Source organism: Flavobacterium sp. RSB2_4_14 (genome assembly GCF_051547085.1).
GTDB lineage: Bacteria > Bacteroidota > Bacteroidia > Flavobacteriales > Flavobacteriaceae > Flavobacterium.
On the sequence record NZ_JBPTTL010000001.1, the window covers coordinates 1,154,888 to 1,175,665 of the forward strand.

Sequence of the window (20,778 nt, forward strand, 5' to 3'; positions counted from 1 at the left end):
TATTAATTATTTTTGTAAAGTAATGATTTACAAGACTAAAAATTAAAACCTCCGGTTATGAAAACATTTCTACATTCTTCGAAAATAGTACCAACGTTATTGCTTTTGTTTTCTTTGTTTTTCAATGGTTTAATTTTTGGGCAAGCCACCAAAACATGGGTGCCTACTACAGGAGGAAATTGGACTACTGCAGGGAATTGGAGTCCAAGTGGAGCACCAGCTGCAGGAGATAATGTAATTATTAATTCAGATCAATCGGCAGCTATTACAGCTCATCCCGCCATTAGTTTAGCAAGTCTAACTGTAAGCGGAAATTGCAACCTTCAAAGCGACGCACCGATCCTGCAAACCAGATTAATTACTGTCACGGGTGCTTTTTCTATCTCTGCTGGAAAAACGCTCACCTTAGGAATTTCTGGAACGGGAAGAACAGATTTTACTTTAGCTACAACTGCAACAGGAACTATTAATGGAACGCTTCGTCAAAACACTTCTGGTTTTGTTGCTAGAACAATTATTATTAATGGTAACCTTACCATATCAAGTGCTGGTTTAATCACTGGGGAAAATACAAATTCTAATTTCACTTTAGCATCAGGTGCTACGTTACAGATTGGTTCGGCTGATGGTATAGCAACTACTGGAGCTACTGGAAATGTTCAAGCTTCAGGAACAAGAACTTATAGTGCTGGTGCAAATTATTTTTATAACGGAACAGCTGCTCAAGTAACAGGAAGTGGATTGACACAAAATACTCCTGCTAATTTAACCATAAATAATAGTGCAGGTATTACATTGAGTGCGGCAACAACTATTTCGGGCTTACTTACCATGACAAATGGTACCTTGAATATGGCTAATGCCAATTTGACCGTTGGATCATTATCGGGTTCAGGGAATATTACAAATTCTTCTGGAACAGCAGGAGTTAGAACTATTACTATTGGTTCAGACAACACAAGTCCTGCTGCATACAGTGGTGTGATAAGTAATGGAACGGCAACATCGGTTGGGATAACCAAAACAGGAATAGGAACTTTAACGCTTTCAGGGAATAATACATATACTGGTGCTAGTACATTGAGTGGTGGTATTTTAGAATTAGGTGCAGCCGATAGAATTGCAAATACATCTGCTTTTACTTTTTCAGGAGGAACATTTAGTACTGGTGCAACAACAGGTTTTTCGGAGACTATTGGTGTTGCTACTTTGAGCGCTAATTCTGTTATAGATTTGGGAACGGGAATTCATACTTTAACTATAGCGAATAGTAGTGCAGCCACTTGGGGAGCATTTACTTTAACGATTAATAATTGGACAGGTATTGGAGGCGCAAGTGGTGGTGCAAGTGCTGGAAAAATACAAGTAGGAACAGGAGGATTAATTGCAGGACAATTGGCTAAAGTTCAATTTACCGGATATCCAATAGGTGCCGTTATAACGGCTTCAGGTGAATTAGTGCCTTCTAAAATTTATTATTATTCCAAAGGAAGTTTAGCACCACAAACATTAGCCAATTGGAACACAAAACGAGATGGAACTGGAACTAATGCCTCAGGTTCCGATTTTACAAGTGGAAATATATTCGTGGTTCAAAACACTCATACCATGACTACTGGTGCAGCATGGTCAGTATCGGGAACGGGTTCTAAAGTTCAAATTGAAAGTGGAGGAATTTTAGTTTCTACTTCAGCTATAACGCTTGCTACAGCCACTACTTTTCAAATAGATAATGGCGGTACTTATGTTCATAATAATACTAGTGCTCCATCAACAACAATATTCAATGGTACTGAAAGTTTTGCTTTTAACTCTAACGTAAGAATAGATAATTGGCAAAATAATACAACAGTAATAACTACCGGTGTTGCTTTACCTTTTGGAAATTTAGAATTAAATTGGACAGGTAATACTGGCAACTGGCAACAAGCATGGACAACGTCATTTACATTGTGTGCAGGAGATTTCAAAGTAACCTCTGTTGGTACTGGAACTTTGAGATTTAATGCTAATACACCAAGTCCAACTATCACAATTGGAGGAGACTATATTCAAACGGCTGGAACTGTTGATTTATCTAGTGGTTCTTCATTAACGGTAGTGAATGTTGGAGGCGATTTTTCATTAACTGGAGGTACTTTGACTGAAAGTGGTGGAGGGAATAATTCTACCATTGTTTTCAATAAATCAGGTATCCAAATCTTTACTTCTGGTGGAACAGTTTCAAACGTTATTAATTTTACAGTTAATAGTGGTTCTGCATTACAGATGGCGGCTGAGACAACAATAGTAACAGGCGGAGGAACTTTTACATTATCCTCAGGAGCTATTTTAGGGATTACATCAGCAAATGGAATCACTACTGTAGGTAATTCGACGGGAAATATCAGAACAACTACTGCTAGAACTTTTAATGCAGCAGCAAACTATATTTACAATGGAGGCGGAGCACAAGCAGCAGGAAATGCACTTCCCGCAACTATAGGAAGTTTGACTGTTAATAATAATACAACATTAACATTACCTAGTGTAAAGGCTGTAACCAATAATTTTTCTATTGCAGCAGGCTCTTTTGTAAATTTAGGAACATTCAGTCATACTGCAGGGACACTTACTTTGGGTGGTTTTGGAACACCATCAGGTTCACATGGTAGTACAACATCAGCAGCAACCAATAAAAACAATACTTTTTTTGCTGCTACAATAGGTATTATAACAGTAGGAACAGGAAGTTGTTTAGCTATTTCAGCAGTAATTTCAGGATCTGCTACTATCTGTTCAGGTAGTCCAACCAATATTCAAGTAGCCATCACTGGCGGATCATCACCATTTAATGTGGTTTATACATCAGGAAGTGTCAGCGGTTATGTGAGCGGATCTAACATTTCAGTTGCTCCGACAAGTTCTACCACTTATATTATAACATCAGTTACTGATTCTAATGGTTGCGCAGGAATAGGAAGCGGTTCTGCAGTGGTGACTATCGATAGCACTACATCAACTAATGGTGGAGTAACTTGGTCAAATGGAACACCTTCGGCCACTAAATCAGTCGTTTTTGATGGTGGTACGGGAACTATAGGCGCTAATTTTGCTGGTTGTTCACTACGATTAATTAATAATGCAGCGGTAACGGTTTCGTCTGGTTTTGATGTTACTTTAGAAGGTAGATTAACTGTTGACTCGGGAAGTACATTTACGTTGAACAACAATGCTAATTTGTTACAAAACAATACACTTACTAATTCGGGTAATATCATTGTAAAACGTAATTCAAATCCATTAATCCGTTTGGATTATACCTTATGGTCATCGCCAGTTTCAGGACAAAATTTATTTAATTTTTCTCCGTTAACATCAGTTTCTCCTAACATTCGTTTTTATACTTATAATCCAACTATAAATGCTCCTGCGACAACTGGTTTCTACCAATCTGTTGCAGCTTATGCCATTACTGATTTTGCTATAGGTAAAGGATACTTAATCCGTTTGCCTTTCAATCATCCAACAGCTGCTACCATTTGGAATGGACAATTTACAGGCGTACCATTTAATGGAACTCCGTCACCAAGTGTCGCTATTTCAAGTACAGGTGATCGTTTTAATGCAGTAGGAAATCCTTATCCATCGCCAATTAGTATTTCTCAATTTGCAACAGACAATAGTGCTAATATTGAGACTACGCTTTATTTTTGGAGAAAAACAAATAATGCTGCTAATGCATCTTATTGTTCTTGGAATACAGCCACTAGTACCTATAGTGATAATGGTGAAGCTTATACCGAAAGTCCACTGGGTGTAATTCAAACAGGACAAGGATTTTTAGTACAAGCAAAAACCGGAGCTAGTAGTTTGGTATTTAATAATGGACAAAGAATAGGTGATAATGCTAATCAATTTTTTAGAACATCAGTTGGAGCAAGTATCAATACAACCTCTATTGAAGCTAACAGAATTTGGTTGAATATGACAGGTGCCACTTCAGGATTTTCACAATCGGTAGTAGGTTATTTTACCAACGGTACTTTAGGTTTAGACGATACGGATAGTAGGTATTTTAACGATGGTCCAATTGCTTTGACCTCTACCATTGCTAACGAAGATTATGTTATTCAAGGAAGACCAGTACCATTTGATGCCACAGATGTGGTGGCAATGAAATATAAAGTTACTACAGCCGGACAATATACTATTTCTATTGACCATGTTGATGGTTTGTTTGCTACAGGGCAAGAAATATTTTTACGTGATAATTTGACCACAACGGTTCATAACTTAACGGCTGGTGGTTATACTTTCACTTCAGAGGCTGGAACTTTTGCGTCTCGTTTTGAAATTATCTACCAAGGTGCTTTGGGTGTTACAAACCCAACCTTCAATGCTAATCAAGTAATTGTTTACAAAAATGAAGCGAATGACTTTGTAATTAATTCAGGAACTGTAATGATGGCATCTGTAAAAGTATTTGATATCAGAGGACGATTATTACTAGAAAGAAAAGGCATTAATGCTACTGAAACTAATCTAACTGTAGGTATGTCTAATGAAGTATTGTTGGTTCAAATTACTTCAGAAGATGGTGAAGTAGTGACTAAGAAAGTGCTGCGATAGTATTTTTATTACCATCTATGGTATTAAAATTAATAACCATTTAAGGCATAGAAGTTCCTATAAGAAATAGAATGCTCCTCAAGGTTTTGGGGAGTATTTTTTTTTGGAGACGAGAAGTCATAAAAAAACCATTCCGTTTAGATTGAAATGGTTTGGTATAAAGTATGTTTATAACTAAACGGTTCTTTTATTGTTTCTGAATGTGTATAATACAAATAAAACACCAACTATGGCTAAAATTACTAATTTGCTATTGATTGGTGCTGGTGCCGGGTCACCACCTTCAAGACCACCTCCACCATCATCATCTCCTGGTTGTGCATACATCGCAAAATCTGACACAAGGACAAAAGCAAGTAAATAATATTTAAATATATTTTTCATACAAATCTATTTCAGTTGGTAAATATAGTAATCCTTTTTGAACTTCAAAAATTTAGTTCACTTTTTTCGATAATTAGTCAAATTCGGAGGTGAAATACAACTTTACATTCGGGAACTTACTCTGTGTCATTTGAATGGTGAATTCTGAGTCGGCAAGGAAAACTAATTGTCCGTACTTGTCATGGGCTAAGAATTTTTGTTTTATTCTTTTAAATTCTTTGAATTCTTCGCTTTTTGGGTCGTTTGGTTTTACCCAACATGCTTTGTGCACTGGGAACATTTCGTAGCTACATTTGGCTCCATATTCATGCTCCAATCGGTATTGAATTACTTCATATTGCAGTGCGCCCACAGTTCCAATTACTTTTCGGTTGTTCATTTCTAATGTAAACAATTGTGCAACACCTTCATCCATTAATTGGTCCACGCCTTTGTCTAACTGTTTTGCTTTCAAAGGGTCGGCATTGTTAATATATCTAAAATGTTCAGGTGAAAAACTTGGAATTCCTTTAAAGTTTATGATTTCGCCTTCAGTTAAAGTATCGCCAATTTTAAAGTTGCCCGTATCGTGTAAACCTACAATGTCTCCAGGATAAGAGATGTCAACAATCTCTTTTTTCTCAGCAAAAAAGGCATTTGGACTAGAAAATTTTAGATTTTTATTCAGTCGAACATGCAGGTAAGGTTTGTTTCTTTCAAAAGTTCCTGAAACAATTTTCACAAAAGCCAAACGGTCTCTGTGTTTTGGATCCATATTGGCATGAATTTTAAAAACAAAACCAGCCATTTTTTCTTCTTCGGGTTTTATTAATCTCGTTTCCGATTCTTTTGGTTTTGGTGAAGGGGCAATTTCGATAAAACAATCCAATAATTCTCTAACACCAAAATTATTCAACGCCGAACCAAAGAAAACTGGTTGTAACTTCCCATTGAGGTAGTCGACTCTTTCAAAAGCAGGATACACTTCTGAAATCAATTCCAGCTCTTCTCTCAATTTTACGGCAGGTTTTTCACCAATGATTTTCTCCAACTCTGGGCTGTTGATATCAGAAAAAGCGATAGTATCTTCAATATTTTTGCGGCTGTCACCACTAAACAAATTGATGTTTTGTTCCCAAATATTATAAATTCCTTGGAAATCATAACCCATTCCGATAGGAAAACTCAAGGGAGTAACACTCAATCCCAATTTTTGTTCTACTTCATCCATTAGGTCAAAAGCGTCTTTTCCTTCTCGGTCTAATTTGTTGATGAAAACAATCATCGGAATGTTTCGCATTCTACAAACTTCTACTAACTTTTCGGTTTGTTCCTCCACACCTTTTGCCACGTCAATTACCACAATAACGCTATCAACGGCAGTTAATGTTCTGAAAGTGTCTTCAGCAAAATCCTTGTGACCAGGCGTGTCTAGGATGTTAATCTTTTTATTTTTATAATTAAAAGCCAACACCGATGTGGAAACTGAAATCCCTCTTTGGCGTTCAATTTCCATGAAATCGGAAGTAGCTCCTTTTTTAATTTTATTATTTTTTACTGCACCAGCTTCTTGAATGGCACCTCCAAAAAGCAATAATTTTTCAGTTAGCGTTGTCTTTCCAGCATCGGGATGCGAGATGATTCCAAAGGTTCGGCGGCGTTGTATTTCTTTTAAAAAACTCATGATTTTCAATAAATAGTTTGCAAAAATACTATTATTTACTCATTATTCCTTTATCAATTCCATTTCTGATTTGTCATTTGTGAAACCTAGTAAAAGTGCTGTTAATAAATTTTTGTTAATAGTAGACATGATACTTGTATAATGTGTTTGAATTGTTACTTTTGTTGATTGTAATGTCAATAAACCAAAGTGTTTTAGGCATGTCAATAAAACCAACATTTTTGTGTAAAATTTTTAATCGAATTTATAAAATCATGAGTTTAAAACAGTTTTTTTTCGGGTTGTTCTTTCTAATGTCAATAGCCAGTAATGCGCAAAATAATGCTAAAGAAGTTTTGTTTACCATCAATGAGAAACCCTATTATTCGGATGAATTTTCACGAGTATATAAAAAGAATTTAGACTTAGTTAAAGATGAATCGCAAAAAGATTTAAACCAATATTTAGAACTTTTTATTGGGTATAAATTAAAAGTAAACAAAGCTTATAAACTAGGTTTAGAAAACAATACAAAATATCAAAACGAGTTAAAATCGTATCGCACACAATTGGCCAAAAATTACTTCAACGATACTAAAATTACCGATGCACTTATAACGGAAGGTTATAATCGTTTGCAAAAAGAAATTAAAGCGTCTCACATTTTGATTTTAGCCGATGAAAATGCCACGCCTGAAGATACTTTAAAAGCGTATAAAAAAATTGAAGATATAAGAAAGAAAGCATTGGCTGGAGAGGATTTTGGTAATTTAGCTGTTCAATATTCTGAAGATCCATCAGCAAAAGAAAACAAAGGGAATTTGGGTTATTTTACTGCTTTTAGAATGGTGTATGCTTTTGAAAATGCCGCTTACAACACGCCAAAAGGACAAATTTCAAAAATTACTAGAACTCGATTTGGCTATCATATTTTGAAAGTAGATGATATTAGAGATAATCGAGGTGAAATTACGGTGGCTCATATCATGATATTAAACCCAAAGACCGAAGATACTGACCAAGATAAAGCTAAAAATACCATCAACGATATTTATAGAAAAATCCAACAAGGTGAAAAGTTTGAGGATTTGGCCAAACAGTTTTCGGAAGACAAATCGTCTGCTGGAAAAGGTGGGGTTTTAAATAAATTTGGTTCTGGACAATTGAGTTCAGAAGAATTTGAGAATGCTGCCTTTTCATTAAATACTCCTAATGAAATTTCAAAACCATTTCAATCTCAATTTGGTTGGCATATTATCAAGTTGATAGAAAAGCATCCTATAAAAACGATGGATGAAATGAGAAACGAATTGGAAGGCAAAATTGGGAAAGACGACAGGTCTAAAAAGTTGGTTTCTTCTTTAAATGAAAAATTAAGAAAAAAATATACCTACAAAAAAGACTCAAAGCAATTTGGCTTACTTTCAAAATTAGTAACCAATGATTTTTATGAGGCCAAATGGACACTTCCAGCAAATGCAAAAGAATACACAGCTACTTTGTTAACTATTAATGGTACTAAGAAGATTGACGGAAAAACGTTTTTAGAATTTGTAGATAAACAACAAAAATCAGGAATAGCCGTTAAACCTTTGAATAAATTGGTAGATGCTATTTATGAGAAATTTTTAGACGAACAGTTGACAGCCTACTACGATGAAAATTTAGAAAATGAATTTCCCGAATTTGCCAATGTGATGGAAGAATATCGCGATGGATTATTGTTGTTTGATTTGATGGAAAAAGAGATTTGGGAACGTGCAAAGACTGACACTGTTGGGTTACAAAATTTTTATAACGAACACAAATCAGAACATTTGTGGAAAAAAAGAGTGGAAGCTAGCGTTCTTTCTTCAACCAAAATGGATGTAATCAAAAAAGCATTGGCCATGTTGAAGAAAAAAACAGAATTGCCAAAGATTAAAGAAACACTAAACGTTGATAATGTCGTTAATATAATGGTAAACACAGGTACTTTTGAAGAAGGTAGCGATGCTTTGCCAAAAGGAACAAAATATGATGTTGGCATTTCTGATATTTTCAAAGAAGGTGAATATTATTTTGTAATCAAAGTGGACAAAGTGTTACCTGCAGGTATCAAAACGTTTGACGAATGCAAAGGAAAAATTGTCAATGATTATCAACAGTATTTAGAGCAACGTTGGGTAGATGATTTGAAAAAAGAATTTACCATAAAAGTCAACAACGATGTTTTTGAACGTGTAAAAAAACAATTACAGCCCTAAACATGGTTAGAAATAGTTTTTTCCTCTTTTTTTTGATGGCTTGTTCTTGTAGTTATTTCAAACCAGAACAAAAACCTGAGTCAATTGCTAGAGTAGGGAAAAGTTATTTGTATAAAAGTGATGTTGCTACACTAGTTCCAGCGGGAACTTCAAAAGAAGATAGTTTGCTATTGGTAAGAGATTTTATTAACCGATGGGCAAGTCAGAAATTGTTGATTGAAGCGGCAGAACGAAATTTAAGCGATGCAAAAAAAGGCGAATATAATGCCTTAATAAAACAGTATAAAATAGATTTATATACTAAGGCATACATTGAAGAAGTAGTAAAAAACACCGTTGATACTATAATTTCACAAGAAGAATTAAAACAATATTACGACGAAAATAAAGAGAATTTTAAAACCAATGGAACATTAGTAAGACTGCGATACATCAATCTTTCGAAAGATAATCCACGTTTTGCTACCATAAGAAGTAAATTCTTTGATTATAACAAAAAAGATAAAAAGTTTTGGGAAACTTATGCATTACAGTTCAAAAGTTTTGCGTTGAATGATAGTGTTTGGGTCGATATGAATCAAGTATATGTCAAGCTACCTTTTATCACACCAGACAATAGAGATGCAATAATTTCTTCGGGGAAAAGAATAGAAAAAACAGTAAATAATGATGTTTATTTAGTAAAAATTACCAATGTAATTGATAAAAATCAAATTTCCCCTTTTGATTATATAAAACCAACTTTGAGAGAAGTATTACTGAATAAACGAAAATTAGAATTGATAAAAAAGTTTGAAAAAGAAATCACTGATGATGCCATTAAAAATAAAGATTATGAAATATACCAATAGTAAAATTACACTAACAATTATTGCCCTTATTTGTTCGGTGTTTTTTACGCATTCTCAAGAGATTATCAAAGATTCGGTGAAGACAAAACCAACTTTGGTGGCTTCCTCCAAAAAGCAAAAAATTGATGGAGTTATCGCTACCGTAGGTGATTATATTATTTTAGATTCTGATATTGACAAAACCTATTTAGAAATGTCAAGTCAAGGAAATTCGATTAAAGATATTACCCGATGTCAAATGTTGGGTAAATTATTAGAAGATAAATTGTATGCTCATCAAGCCATCCAAGATAGTATCGTTATCAGAGATGAAGAAGTCAAAGAGAAAATGAATGAACAGTTGAATTATATGGTGGAACAACTGGGTTCAATGGAAAAAGTGATAAGTTATTTCAAAAAAAGTAATGAGGAAGAATTCAGAAATGAATTATTTGAAATTATCAAGATGAACAAACTTACCGGTGAGATGCAAAAGAAAATTATTGATGCCGTTGAAATCACTCCAGAGGAAACACGTACTTTTTTTAAATCAATCCCTGCAGCTGACTTGCCTGTTTTTGGAGCGGAAATGGAAGTGGCTCAAATTGTAATTGCACCGGTAATTTCTCAAGAAGAAAAACAAAGAGTGATTACTAGATTGCGAGAAATCAAAGGCGAAGTATTGTCGGGTGCTAGTTTTAAAACACGAGCCGTAATTTATTCAGACGATAAAGGTTCTGCTTCGAGTGGTGGATATTATAAAATTAATAGGAAGACGCAATTCGTGAAAGAATTTAAGGATGTTGCCTTCAGTTTACAGGAAGGTGAAATATCAGAACCTTTTGAAACGGAGTATGGCTATCATATCATTATGGTTGAGAGAATTAAAGGGCAAGAAGTTGAGTTGAGACATATTTTGATGATGCCTAAAGTTTCTGACAAAGCTTTGAAAGAAGCCAAAGAGAAAATTATTACCATTAAAAAGAAAATTGAAAGTGGTGAAATTACCTTTTCCGAAGCAGCCAGAACATTATCTGATGAAAAAGAAACTAGAGCTAATGGTGGTGTTTTGATTAATCCAAAAACTCAAGACACCCATTTCGAATTGACTAAAATGGATCCAAGTTTGTATAGCGAAGTTTCCAATTTAAAAGAAAATGCTATCACTTCACCGATTTTAGACGACGATCCAAGAACCGGAAAGAAATACAAAATCATTACTGTTACCAACAGAATCAATGAACATACAGCAGATTATGCCAAGGATTACATCAAAATTAAAGATTTGGCTTTGAAAGAAAAACAAATCAAAGCTATTGCTAAATGGAGTGATGAAAAAATCAAAGAAACCTATATTAAAATTAATGGAGAATATCAAGACTGTTTGTTTACCAATAATTGGTTAAAGAAATAGTTGTTCAGTCCCACAAAATCGGGATACTGATTGGTGTTTTGAACACTAAAATTTGTATATTGTCATTCTAAATTCTATAAAAGTATTATGTCAGACGTAGCAGCCATTCAAAATTTAGTTCAAAAAAGAGTAGAACTAAAGAGAGAGATTTCCAAGATTATTGTTGGTCAAGACGATGTGGTTGACCAAATATTACTCAGTATATTTTCTGGAGGACATGCACTGCTTATAGGCGTTCCTGGATTAGCAAAGACCTTAATGGTCAATACTATTTCTCAAGCATTAGGATTGGATTTTAAACGCATACAGTTTACACCCGATTTAATGCCTTCGGACATTTTAGGAAGCGAAATTCTAGATGACAGTCGTCAATTTAAATTCATCAAAGGACCGATATTTGCTAATATTATTTTGGCTGACGAGATTAACAGAACACCACCAAAAACACAAGCTGCCTTACTCGAAGCGATGCAAGAACGCTCGGTAACCATAGCAGGTCAAAATTATAAATTAGATTTACCCTATTTTGTTTTAGCAACGCAAAACCCAATTGAGCAAGAAGGAACTTATCCTTTGCCAGAAGCCCAATTAGACCGTTTTATGTTTGCTATTAAACTAGATTATCCTTCTTATGATGAAGAAGTTCAAGTTGTAAAAAGTACTACTTCTGACGATAAACCAGTTATTAATCCATTGTTTACGGCGCAAGAAATTATTGATTTCCAACATCTAATTCGCCGTATTCCTGTGGCTGACAATGTTATTGAATATGCGGTAACTTTAGTTAGCAAAACAAGACCTAACAATCCGTTGTCTAATGATTATATCAAAAATTATATCGATTGGGGTGCAGGTCCAAGAGCTTCACAAAACTTAATATTGGCCGCTAAAGCCAATGCCGCATTCAACGGGAAATTTTCTCCAGATATAGAAGATGTCAAAGCAGTAGCTACTGGAATTTTACGTCACAGAATTATCAAAAACTATAAAGCTGATGCCGAAGGTATTTCAGAAGAAATGATTATTGCTACTTTGTTGTAATTTACTTTGACTATTTATTACATTTAGTTAATGAATAAAACAGTGGAAGAATCTAAACAAGTCACTAGAATTTTTGGTCTCGATTTAATGCGAGCCACAGCTATTACTATGGTTGTAGCAGGTCATTGTTTGTGGATTTACCCTCAAGACGACAGTCTTTTTCATCAAATTTTACAATTGTTTGGTTTTTTTGGTGTAGAAATTTTCTTTGTGCTAAGCGGTTTTCTTATTGGTAAAATTCTATATCAATTGTATCTTAAGGAAGATTTTTCTCTAGCTACTGTCTTCTATTTCTTGAAAAGAAGATGGTTTAGGACACTTCCTAATTATTATTTGGTTTTGCTAATCAATATTTTAATAGCAGGAATTATTGGTTATGAAATGCCTCAGTTGTGGCGGTATTTTTTCTTTTTGCAAAATTTTAAAATTACCATGTTGCTCTTTTTTACAGAGTCATGGAGTTTATCAGTAGAAGAGTTTGCCTATGTAGTTTTGCCTTTTTTTATACTGTTTTTGGGTGTTTTTATCAAGCCAAAAAATAAATCAAAGTTCTTTTTTTGGGCAATTCTACTATTAATTCTACTTTTTATTTTTAATAAACTTTACTATCAAAATACGACAAACAATACGACTTTAGACCAATGGAATGTTTCTTTAAAAGCGGTTGTTTTGTATCGATTGGATAGTATTTTTATCGGTGTTTTATTCAGTTGGATTTACTTGAACTTTTCTTCTTTTTGGGAGAAGACTAAATACCTGTTCTTTATTTTAGGAACCTTATTGCTATTATTTTTATTTTTTAGTTTGGGTTATTTTGGGTTATTAATTGCCATTCAACCATTGTTTTGGAATGTCTTATACCTTCCCCTATTATCCATTGCAGTAGCTTGCTTTTTACCTTTTTTATCCGATTGGAAAGCAGCACCTTCTTTTATTGCAAAACCAATAACTTATATCAGTATTATTTCCTACTCCATTTATTTATTGCACTATAGTGTGGTACTCCAATTGATGAAGTATTTTTTCCCAATGGATGTAGAAAACAGACTAGGATTATACTTTTTTACGATCATTTATCTCCTTATAACTCTTGTTTTAAGTACTATTTTGTACCGTTTTTATGAAAAACCTATGATGGATTTGAGGGATAAATAGTGAGAATTATTATTTTTTGGCCTTTAAAATAGTAAATCAATAAAATAAAGGTATCTAAAATATTAATATCTTAAAACACTATACTGTTGCAACTTATTTCATCAAAAGCTTTTTAGAAGTACATCGATTTCGTAAATTTGCACTGCAAACAAATAAACCTATTTATATTATGGCTTTTGATATTGAAATGATTAAAAAAGTTTACGGAACAATGGCTTCTCGTGTAGACAAAGCAAGAGAATTAGTTGGACGTCCTTTAACACTTTCCGAAAAAATATTATACTCTCATTTATGGGAAGGAACTCCTTCTCAATCTTTTACTAGAGGAAAAGATTATGTAGATTTTGCTCCAGATAGAGTAGCTTGTCAAGATGCGACGGCTCAAATGGCCTTGTTGCAATTTATGCATGCTGGGAAAAAGACCGTTGCTGTTCCTACAACAGTTCATTGTGATCACTTAATTTTGGCTAAAAACGGAGCTAAACAAGATTTAGAATTAGCCAACAGTCAATCTAAAGAAGTTTTTGATTTTCTTTCTTCGGTTTCTAACAAGTATGGTATCGGATTTTGGAAACCAGGTTCAGGTATCATTCACCAAATTGTATTGGAAAATTATGCTTTTCCAGGAGGAATGATGATTGGTACAGATTCACATACGGTTAATGCCGGTGGATTAGGTATGTTAGCCATTGGTGTTGGCGGTGCTGATGCTGTGGACGTAATGAGTGGTATGTCATGGGAATTGAAATTTCCAAAGTTGATAGGAGTAAAGTTAACCGGAAAATTAAGTGGTTGGACTGCTCCGAAAGATGTTATTTTAAAAGTAGCTGATATTCTTACCGTAAAAGGTGGAACAGGAGCTATTGTAGAATATTTTGGTGAAGGTGCCATCAATATGTCGTGTACAGGAAAAGGAACTATCTGTAATATGGGCGCAGAAATTGGGGCTACGACTTCTACTTTTGGGTACGATGACTCTATGCGCAGGTATTTAGCCGCAACTGGTCGTCAAGATGTTGTTGACGCTGCCGATAAAGTGGCTGATTATTTAACAGCAGATTCAGAGGTTTATGCTAATCCAGAACAGTATTTTGATCAATTAATTGAAATCAATCTATCAGAATTAGAACCACATATCAACGGACCTTTTACTCCAGATAGAGGAACACCAGTTTCAAAAATGAAGGAAGAAGCAACTGCAAACGGTTGGCCTTTAAAAGTAGAATGGGGATTAATAGGTTCTTGTACCAATTCATCTTATGAAGATATGGCTCGTGCTGCATCCATTGTTGAACAAGCAGTGGCTCACGGAATTACTCCAAAAGCAGAATTTGGTATAAATCCAGGTTCTGAACAAATCCGTTACACCATAGAAAGAGATGGTATCATTGCCACTTTTGAGAAAATGGGCACCAAAGTATTTACTAATGCTTGTGGACCTTGTATTGGTCAATGGGATAGAGCAGGTGCCGATAAACAAGAAAAAAATACTATTGTGCATTCTTTCAATAGAAACTTTTCAAAACGTGCTGATGGAAATCCAAACACACATGCTTTTGTAACTTCGCCAGAAATGGTAGCTGCTTTGGCAATTTCTGGAGATTTAACTTTTAATCCACTTACAGATACTTTATTAAATGACAAAGGTGAAGCTGTAAAATTAAATGCTCCATTTGGAGATGAATTACCTAAAAGAGGTTTTGATGTTGATGATGCTGGATTTCAAGCGCCAGCGGAAGATGGTTCTTCTGTTCAAGTTGCTGTATCACCAACATCAGATAGATTACAATTACTAGCTCCTTTTGATGCTTGGGATGGAAAAAATATTAGTGGTGCCAAATTATTAATCAAAGCATTTGGTAAATGTACCACAGACCATATTTCTATGGCTGGACCTTGGTTGCGTTTCCGTGGTCATTTAGATAATATTTCGAATAATATGTTGATTGGAGCTGTGAATGCTTTTAATCAAGAAGCCAATAAAGTAAAAAATCAGTTAACTGGAACTTATGACGCTGTTCCTGCTGTTCAAAGAGCGTACAAAGCGGCTGGTGTTGCCTCAATTGTTGTAGGCGATCATAACTATGGTGAAGGTTCTTCAAGAGAACATGCCGCTATGGAACCAAGATTTTTAGGTGTTAAAGCTGTTTTAGTAAAATCATTTGCTCGTATTCACGAAACCAACCTGAAAAAACAAGGAATGTTAGCCTTGACTTTTGCTAACGAAGCTGATTATGATAAAATTCAAGAAAATGATACTATCAACTTCTTAGACTTAACTGAATTTGCTCCTGGAAAACCTTTGACATTAGAGTTTGTTCATGCTGATGGTTCAAAAGATGTTATTTTGGCAAATCATACGTACAATGATAGCCAAATTGGATGGTTTGTGGCTGGTTCAGCTTTGAACTTGATTGCTGCTGGAAAAGCGTAAGAATAATTAATATTTAAGCATAAAAAAAGCTCAACTTATTGGTTGAGCTTTTTTGTTTTATATATTCTTTTTGTAAATTTCTGTAACTCCTGTACACCATTCTACCGTTTCATAGTAAAAATCTACGGTTGTTAAATTGTCTTTTTTCCTGATGATGCATTTTCCAGTTACGTCTGCTTCTGTACCAAAAACAGTTGTTTTTTTATTGTTTTCTAATTTATGCTCTAAATACATTTCATAAATTTTTGATGCAATATCTTGTCTTATTGTCATTTTTGAATTAAACGTGCTTATAATAACTGTCCCATTTTTACTGCGAGCAACATATTCCATCCCATTGTGACCATAACTGTAGGTTGTTACTTTTGGTTCTTCATTTGAAAATGCTAGACAAGACAGAATGGATAAACTTAAAATTAATTTCTTCATAAGTGATTTAAGGACTTTACTTTAGCGGTGGAAAAGTAGTGATTATTTTTTAATATGACTTTTTTTTAACAATTCATTTTACATAAAACAAAAAAATCCCATTTTACCCTAACAGCATGACGAGATTTTTTTTGAATTAATAATCGGTATTAACTACTAATAATAAGTGTAGCGTCTTACTTTCGCAATATATTTTGCTAAACGGATTACTTGATGACTATAACCATATTCATTGTCATACCATACATAGAGTACAATGTTTTTTCCATCTCCAGATACTATAGTAGCATTACTGTCATAAATTGACGGCGCAGATGTGCCAACGATATCAGAAGAAACTAATTCGTTGTTCAATGAATATTTGATTTGTTCTACCAATTCACCTTCCAAAGCATATTTTCTCATGATAGCATTGATGCTTTCCAAAGATGTTTCTTTGTTAACTTCTAAATTCAAAACTACTAAAGACCCATTTGGAACTGGAACACGAATAGCATTGGAAGTTAATTTTCCGGCTAAACTTGGTAATGCTTTTGCAACAGCACTGCCAGCGCCAGTTTCTGTAATTACCATATTTAAGGCAGCAGCACGACCACGACGGTATTTTTTGTGCATATTGTCTACCAAATTTTGGTCATTGGTATAGGCATGAATTGTTTCTAAATGTCCTTTTACCACTCCCAACGTATCTTCTACTGCTTTTAGTATAGGAGTAATTGCGTTTGTTGTACAAGATGCAGCTGAAAAAATAGCTACTTCATCTGGATTGTATTCGTTGTGGTTTACGCCATAAACAATATTTGGAACTCCTTTTCCTGGAGCTGTCAATAATACTTTTTCAACTCCATTTGAAACCAAGTGACGTTTTAATGCTTCTTCGGTAGTAAAAGCACCTGTATTGTCAATTAGTAAAGAGTCTTTAATACCATATTTTGTATAGTCAATTTCTTCGGGAGCATTAGCCGTGATTATATGAACCGTAGTTCCATTAATAATCAATGCATTATTAGCAACATCTGCTTGAACAGTTCCTTCAAAATCACCGTGAATAGAATCGTGTCTTAATAATGAAGCCCTTTTTTCTAATGAAACAGCATCGTTTTTATCACGAGTTACAATAGCACGAAGTCGCAACTGTTGTCCTTTCCCGATTTTACTCATCATTTCACGAGCTAACAAACGACCAATACGACCAAAACCATATAAAACAACATCTTTTGGTTTGATGTTTTTTGTATTTTTTGCATTTTTAAGTTTATCAATTACAAACGCTCTACAGTCATGGTATTTATTATCTTCTAAATGGTATTCATAAGTTAATTTTCCAATGTCAATTCGTGATGGTGGTAAATCAAGATTTTCGATAGCTCTTGCAATCTCAACCGTGTCAAAAACGTTAATTGGTTTTTGAACAAATTCACCAGCATATTCATGAAGATTCATGATGTCACTAACATTTCTGTCAATCAATTGATTTCTAAAAAATATCAATTCAATGGATTTATCATACCACAAATCGCTAATGATTTTGATGAATTCTACTGCTGCTTTTCGCCTGTCAGCTTGAAAAGACAATTCTTTTTCGTATAAAGTGTTGCTGTTCATAAAAAGAGAATAATTGTTAGTTGTGTTGTAAAAAAATAATTTTGCGCAAAAGTATAAAATAGAAGTGTTTAACGAAAACGATTTCGTAAATTTTTTCAATAAAAAAAGTCAATCCATATTTGAATTGACTTTTCAGAAAAATAAGTAAGATGAATTATAAGATGACTTGAATAATTTGTCCTATTCTATTAATCATTTGAATACTTACATTTTGATTCTCGTCTTTTTTGTTTAGTAATCTGGAAACAGACTCTACATCAGTTGCTTTCACATTGTCAATTGATAAAATGACACCACCTTTTAACTGATCATAATAAGGTCTTAAATTATCGTTATTGATATCTTTAATACGAACACCGTAGTCTATTTTATATTTCTTTTTATCAGAAGCATCAATGTTTTCAAGTTCTAAACCTTTAAATTCAGTGGTAAAAACATCATTTTTGATTAATGTTACCGATGCTGTTTTGGTTTGACCGTCTCGGATAAATGTTACTTGTACTTTGTCATTTGGTCTTTTGGTATTGATGTAACCCGAAAGTTCAGAGTAAGAATTAATTTTTTGGGTATCTAATTTTTTAATAATATCTCCTTTTTGCAGACCGGCTTTTTCAGCACCTGAGTTTTTAGTTACTTTATTAATATAGAAACCTTCAGCATCTTCAAGTCCGAGTTCTTTAGAAATTTTACTGTTTAATTCAGAACCTTCAACTCCTAAAATACCTCTTTGTACACCTCCAAACTCCATGATGTCTTCAATTATCTTTCGGGTAATGTTGGATGGAACAGCAAAAGAATAACCCGCGTAGCTTCCAGTAGGAGATGAAATCATGGTGTTAATACCAATTAATTCTCCACGCGTGTTGACTAACGCTCCACCTGAATTTCCTGGGTTTACAGCAGCATCGGTTTGTATAAAGGATTGAATTCCGTTTGTATCTAAATTTCTTGCTTTTGCCGAAACTATTCCGGCCGTTACTGTTGAGTTTAAGTTGTATGGATTTCCAACTGCCAAAACCCATTCGCCCACTTTTACTAAATCAGAATCTGCGAAAGTAGCATAAGGCAATTTTTGATTGGCATTTATTTTCAATAAAGCAATATCCATTTTGGAGTCAGTTCCAATTAGTTTTGCTTTATAAGATTGGTTATTATTTAGTGTTACTTCCAATTCGGTCGCATCTTTAATTACATGATTATTAGTTACTATATAGCCATCCTCTGAAATAATTACACCTGAACCAGTACCAATTTGTTCTTGTTGTTGTCCACCACGTGTGCCATAGAAATATTCCATAATAGGATTAGAAATAGTTCTAATCGATACATTTTTTACGTGAACAACGTTGTGAACAGCGCTTTCGGCTGCCGTTGTAAAATCTACGGCTTCTCCATTAAAACCAACCGTTCTATTGTAATTTGCTGGTGCAGAAGTTACAATCGAACTGCGATTATTATTGTCTTCAATAAATAATTTGTAGGCACCAAGTGTAGTTGCACCACTTAATAAAGAAATCATAAATAAACTTGAAAGTCGTTTCATAACTATTACTATTTAAATTATTTGAGAGTAAAATTAAATACATTATCATTTTTAACAAATATCCTTAACGCTGGTTTAACAATTTTTAAGTTAATCTTAATATTTGCTATATTTGTGACAGTATCTACAGCTATGAAAACTATTTTTGCCAAATATCAAGGAACTGGAAACGACTTTGTGATGATTGATAATCGTCAAAATAGTTTCCCAAAAGACAATACAAATCTCATTAAAAAACTTTGTGACAGACGTTTTGGAATTGGAGCAGATGGATTGATTTTGCTAGAAAACGATATCGAAACCGATTTCAGAATGGTTTATTTTAATTCCGATGGAAATCAAAGTTCGATGTGTGGCAATGGCGGACGTTGTTTGGTTGCCTTCGCCAAAAGTTTGTCAATCATTGATAAACAAACTACTTTTTTGGCTACTGATGGTTTGCATCATGCTTCGGTTTTAGAAAATGATATCATTTCGTTGCAAATGAAAAATGTATCAGATGTTAAAGTTAAAGAAGATTATGTTTTCCTAAACACAGGTTCTCCACATCATGTGATGATGGTTGAGTATTTAGAAAATTATGATGTGAAAACGAATGGAGCAACCATTCGTTATTCTGAATTGTATGGAAAAGAAGGCAGTAATGTTAATTTTGTGAAACAATTGTCCGAAAATCATTTTGCATTACGAACCTATGAACGAGGTGTGGAAGACGAAACGCTTTCTTGCGGCACTGGTGCAACAGCTGTTGCAATCGCTATGAATGCTATTGGAAAGACAAATTCTCATCATATCTATTTAGATGTTGAAGGCGGAAAATTAGAGGTTACTTATGTGAAAGAAGGCGATAAGTACAACAAAGTTTTTTTAAAAGGGCCAGCAACTTTCGTTTTTGAGGGACAAATAGCATGGTAACATTACAAGGAAAAAATATTTTTTTAAGAGCACTCGAACCAGAAGATTTAGAGTTTATATATGCTATAGAAAACGATGAAACTATTTGGGAAGTGAGCAACACACAAACACCTTATAGCAAATTTCTCATTCATCAATACCTTGAAAATGCCCATCAAGATATTTACGAAGCCAAACAATTGCGATTGGCTATTTGTAAAAAATCGACCTTTGAAGCTATAGGTTTGATTGACTTATTTGATTTTGATGCCAAAAATAAACGAGCAGGTGTTGGTATTATTATTCAAAATGAAGTGGATAGAAACAATGGTTTTGGAAAAGAAGCTTTGGGCTTGATGATTCAGTATGCTTTTCAGCAATTACAATTGCATCAACTATTTGCAAATATAGGAACTGAAAACACTGCGAGTATAGCTCTTTTTGCTACATTTGAATTTGAAAAAATAGGTGTAAAAAAAGATTGGAATTTCATTAATAATTCCTTTAAAGATGAGGTATTGTTGCAATTAATTAAAAAAATAAACTAAAA

General features: G+C 34.0%; 14 protein-coding genes. 9 read left to right on the plus strand and 5 right to left on the minus strand.

Annotated features, from left to right (window positions below):
* Window positions 1–57: 57 nt before the first annotated feature.
* On the plus strand, window positions 58–4,611 hold the full coding sequence (locus ACSVH2_RS05245; RefSeq protein WP_438092094.1) for a T9SS sorting signal type C domain-containing protein: 4,554 nt from the start codon (window positions 58–60) through the stop codon (window positions 4,609–4,611).
* Window positions 4,612–4,785: 174 nt separating this feature from the next.
* On the opposite strand, the gene ACSVH2_RS05250 is transcribed toward ACSVH2_RS05245, so the two are convergent.
* Together ACSVH2_RS05250 and ACSVH2_RS05255 are read right to left on the minus strand one after the other, a co-directional pair.
* Entirely contained in the window at window positions 4,786–4,995 is a 210-nt protein-coding gene (locus ACSVH2_RS05250; RefSeq protein ID WP_438092095.1) for a hypothetical protein, read from the minus strand.
* A gap of 73 nt (window positions 4,996–5,068) precedes the next feature.
* Window positions 5,069–6,658: a peptide chain release factor 3 gene (locus ACSVH2_RS05255; RefSeq protein ID WP_438092096.1), complete on the minus strand. Its 1,590-nt coding sequence runs from the start codon at window positions 6,656–6,658 to the stop codon at window positions 5,069–5,071.
* Window positions 6,659–6,912: 254 nt separating this feature from the next.
* On the opposite strand from ACSVH2_RS05255, the gene ACSVH2_RS05260 reads away from it, so the two are divergent.
* The 6 genes from ACSVH2_RS05260 to ACSVH2_RS05285 all read left to right on the plus strand — a co-directional run bounded on the left by ACSVH2_RS05260 (window position 6,913) and on the right by ACSVH2_RS05285 (window position 15,757).
* Window positions 6,913–8,883 (plus strand): peptidylprolyl isomerase, encoded by a 1,971-nt coding sequence (locus ACSVH2_RS05260; RefSeq protein WP_438092097.1) that lies wholly within the window; start codon window positions 6,913–6,915, stop codon window positions 8,881–8,883.
* A gap of 2 nt (window positions 8,884–8,885) precedes the next feature.
* Window positions 8,886–9,734, plus strand: a complete 849-nt coding sequence (locus tag ACSVH2_RS05265; RefSeq protein ID WP_438092098.1) for a hypothetical protein — start codon at window positions 8,886–8,888, stop codon at window positions 9,732–9,734.
* On the plus strand, window positions 9,697–11,127 hold the full coding sequence (locus ACSVH2_RS05270) for a peptidylprolyl isomerase (RefSeq protein ID WP_438092264.1): 1,431 nt from the start codon (window positions 9,697–9,699) through the stop codon (window positions 11,125–11,127). The genes ACSVH2_RS05265 and ACSVH2_RS05270 overlap by 38 nt, the downstream gene beginning before the upstream one ends.
* Window positions 11,128–11,214: 87 nt before the next feature.
* The gene (locus tag ACSVH2_RS05275; protein ID WP_438092099.1) at window positions 11,215–12,168 is read left to right on the plus strand and encodes an AAA family ATPase; all 954 of its coding nucleotides are present in this window, start codon (window positions 11,215–11,217) and stop codon (window positions 12,166–12,168) included.
* A gap of 30 nt (window positions 12,169–12,198) precedes the next feature.
* Window positions 12,199–13,323, plus strand: coding sequence for an acyltransferase family protein (locus ACSVH2_RS05280; RefSeq protein WP_438092100.1), 1,125 nt, complete (start codon window positions 12,199–12,201; stop codon window positions 13,321–13,323).
* Between the two features lie 169 nt (window positions 13,324–13,492).
* Complete coding sequence (locus tag ACSVH2_RS05285; RefSeq protein ID WP_438092101.1) at window positions 13,493–15,757, plus strand: aconitate hydratase; 2,265 nt, start codon at window positions 13,493–13,495, stop codon at window positions 15,755–15,757.
* A 57-nt stretch (window positions 15,758–15,814) separates the two neighbouring features.
* On the opposite strand, the gene ACSVH2_RS05290 is transcribed toward ACSVH2_RS05285, so the two are convergent.
* From ACSVH2_RS05290 to ACSVH2_RS05300, 3 genes are all read right to left on the minus strand, one after another.
* Window positions 15,815–16,186 (minus strand): hypothetical protein, encoded by a 372-nt coding sequence (locus ACSVH2_RS05290; RefSeq protein WP_438092102.1) that lies wholly within the window; start codon window positions 16,184–16,186, stop codon window positions 15,815–15,817.
* 156 nt (window positions 16,187–16,342) lie between these two features.
* Window positions 16,343–17,791 carry a glyceraldehyde-3-phosphate dehydrogenase gene (locus ACSVH2_RS05295; protein WP_438092103.1) on the minus strand — a complete coding sequence of 483 codons (1,449 nt, stop codon included), beginning with the start codon at window positions 17,789–17,791 and terminating at the stop codon, window positions 16,343–16,345.
* Between the two features lie 154 nt (window positions 17,792–17,945).
* Window positions 17,946–19,334, minus strand: a complete 1,389-nt coding sequence (locus tag ACSVH2_RS05300; protein WP_438092104.1) for a S1C family serine protease — start codon at window positions 19,332–19,334, stop codon at window positions 17,946–17,948.
* A gap of 132 nt (window positions 19,335–19,466) precedes the next feature.
* Here ACSVH2_RS05300 and dapF point away from each other — a divergent pair, with 132 nt between their 5' ends.
* Both dapF and ACSVH2_RS05310 read left to right on the plus strand, forming a co-directional pair.
* Window positions 19,467–20,249, plus strand: a complete 783-nt coding sequence (gene dapF, locus ACSVH2_RS05305) for a diaminopimelate epimerase (RefSeq protein WP_438092105.1) — start codon at window positions 19,467–19,469, stop codon at window positions 20,247–20,249.
* On the plus strand, window positions 20,243–20,776 hold the full coding sequence (locus tag ACSVH2_RS05310) for a GNAT family N-acetyltransferase (RefSeq protein WP_438092106.1): 534 nt from the start codon (window positions 20,243–20,245) through the stop codon (window positions 20,774–20,776). Before dapF ends, ACSVH2_RS05310 begins: the two co-directional genes overlap by 7 nt.
* The last annotated feature ends 2 nt before the right edge of the window (window positions 20,777–20,778 follow it).